The 2,608-nt window shown below is 63.2% G+C and carries 3 protein-coding genes; all 3 read right to left on the minus strand.

Annotated features, from left to right (window positions below; translation table 11 throughout):
* Positions 1–1,118: MFS transporter (locus HX846_RS32260; RefSeq protein ID WP_178966954.1), on the minus strand; the 1,118-nt coding region annotated here is incomplete at its 3' end.
* A 59-nt stretch (positions 1,119–1,177) separates the two neighbouring features.
* On the minus strand, positions 1,178–2,116 hold the full coding sequence (locus tag HX846_RS32265) for a hydroxymethylglutaryl-CoA lyase (RefSeq protein WP_178966955.1): 939 nt from the start codon (positions 2,114–2,116) through the stop codon (positions 1,178–1,180).
* Positions 2,113–2,608, minus strand: a 496-nt coding sequence (locus HX846_RS32270) for a CoA transferase (protein ID WP_178966956.1), incomplete at its 5' end; no start/stop codon positions are given. The genes HX846_RS32270 and HX846_RS32265, both read right to left, overlap by 4 nt.

Below are 2,608 nucleotides of genomic sequence, written 5' to 3' on the forward strand. Positions count from 1 at the left end.
GCCAACAACTTCGGCGGCAGCGTCCAGAACGTCGGGATCGAAGCGATGATCCCCGCGCCCAGCAAGCTCAGGGCGACGATCAGGAACGTGGTGTGATCGGCAAAGATCCCGGCACAGAAGAACCCCACCGCCCCCAGCGCCACCAGGCCGCTGACGAACTTGCGACGTTCGCCGGTGGCGTCGGACAAGCGTCCGATCACCACCATGCTGATGGCGCCGCAGACGTAGGGAATCGCCGTCAGCAAGCCGATCATCACCGGGCTCTGGGTGCCGGCGCTGCGGATCAGTTGCGGCGCCCAGAAGTTCAACCCGTAGGACGCCACCTGGATCAGGAAGTAGATAAAACCCAGCATCAGGAAGCCTGGGATACGCAATGCAGCCAGCAACGAGCCACCGCTCTTGTGGGGTTCATGCACGGCAATGCGACTGGCCAGCAACGTCTTCTCCGACGGGGTCAGCCAGTGGGCATCCTCGATACGGTCCTTGAGCAGCTTGAGCACCAGGAACCCCAGGCCCACACAGGGCAAGCCACCGAGCAAGAACAACCAGTGCCAGCCGCGCATTTGCAGCACACCGTCGAGGTGTTCCAGCACCAGCCCGGAGAACGGCGCGCCCACCAGCCCGGCAAACGCCGACGCCAGGAACAGCATCGACGTGATGCGCCCACGGAAGTGCTGCGGGAACCACAACGTCAGGTAATACAGCACGCCCGGGGCAAACCCGGCCTCCATCGCACCGATGATGAAACGCAGGCCGTAGAACTGCCATTCGGCCGTGACGAACACCATAGCGGCCGTCGCCAGCCCCCACGACATCATGATGCGAGCGATCCAGCGGCGGGCGCCGACCTTGTACAGCATCATGTTGCTCGGCACTTCAAAGATCACATAGCCCACCACAAACAGCCCGGCGCCGAGACCATAGGCGGTGTCACTCAGGCTCAGATCGGCCTGTAGCTGGAACTTGGCGAAGCTGATGTTGATGCGGTCAAAAAACGCGAACAGATAGCAGACCATGATCAGCGGCATCAGGCGCCAGGCGACCTTGCTGACCAGGGCTTTTTCGGCATCGTGTTCAGCGGCCGGGCGCACGCCGGCCTCCAACGTATTAAGGCTCATCGATTCTCTCCAGCGGACTGCTCGCAGGCGTCCGATTGTTTTTGTTGTCTGGTTACGGCTTACAAGGTGGCGATGTAGGCCGGTGGCGGATGCAGGTCGCAATTGCGCCCGGCCTTGGCCACCTGGCCCGGCAACTCATGGCCCAGCAAGGCCGGCAGTTGCCGCGACATTTTCAGCAGGTGCGGCAGGTCGATGCCGGTGTGGATCCCGACTTCATCACACAGGTTGACCAGGTCTTCAGTGCAGATATTGCCCGACGCGCCGGGCGCAAACGGGCAACCGCCGAGGCCGCCCAATGCCGCATCAAACCGTCGCGCACCGGCCTCGTAGGCGGCCAGCACATTGCACAAACCCAGGCCGCGGGTGTTGTGGAAATGCAGGGTCAGGTCGCTCGCCGGAACACATTCGAGCACACGCTTGACCAGGCGCTCGACCTGACGCGGATTGGCCATGCCGGTGGTGTCGGCCAGGCTGATGCCCTGGATGCCCAGCTCGCGGTAGGCGTCGACCAATTGCAGCACGCGGTCCTCATCGATCTTGCCCTCGAACGGGCAACCAAAAGTGGTAGCGATGCTGCCGTTGAGGCGCACCGGGTGCTCGGCAGCAAAGCTCACGATATCGCCGAACGCCGCCAACGAGGCTTCGCAACGCATGCGCATATTCGCCAGGTTGTGGGTCTGGCTGGCGGACATCACCAGGTTCAACTCATCGGCCCGGGACTCGATGGCACGCTGGGCACCCTTGAGGTTGGGGATCAACGCCACGTAGATAACCCCGGGATGACGGGTGATGCCCTGGAAAACCTGTTCACCATCGCGCAACGCAGGGATGGCCTTGGGCGACACGAACGAGCCGGCTTCGATCCGGGAAAACCCGGCCATGGACAGTTGATCGATCAACGCGATCTTGTCGACAGTCTCGACCCAGGTCGGCTCGATTTGCAGGCCGTCACGGGGCGAGACTTCCTGCACGATCAGCGCATCGGAATAGTTTTTCATTGCACCACTCCCGAGGATTTCAGGCGTTGAATATCGGCGCCGCTCAGGCCCAGGTCGCCGAGGATTGAATCAGTGTGCTGGCCCAGGCTCGGGCCCTGCCAATTCACCGCGCCGGGGGTTTCCGACAGTTTGGGCACGATACCGGGCATCTTCACCGTGAGGCCGCCGGGCAGGTCGGCGCTGAGCAGCATATCGCGGGCCTGGTAGTGCGGATCGGCGACGATATCGGCCACTGAATAGATGCGCCCCGCCGGTACTTCGGCGGCTTCCAGGGCACTGAGCACCTGGTCGATGGGCAGGCTGCTGGTCCAGTGGGTGATGGCGGCGTCCAGCAGGCCGCTCTTGGCAGCGCGGCCATCGTTGTGGGCAAACTCCGGCGCTTCGGCCAGGTCGGCGCGGCCGATGGCGAGCATCAGGCGCTTGTAGATCGGGTCGCTGTTGCCGGCGATCACCACATAGGCGCCATCGGCGGTCAGGTAGGTGTTGGACGGT

Source organism: Pseudomonas sp. K5002, from assembly GCF_013386655.1.
Taxonomy (GTDB): Bacteria; Pseudomonadota; Gammaproteobacteria; order Pseudomonadales; family Pseudomonadaceae; genus Aquipseudomonas.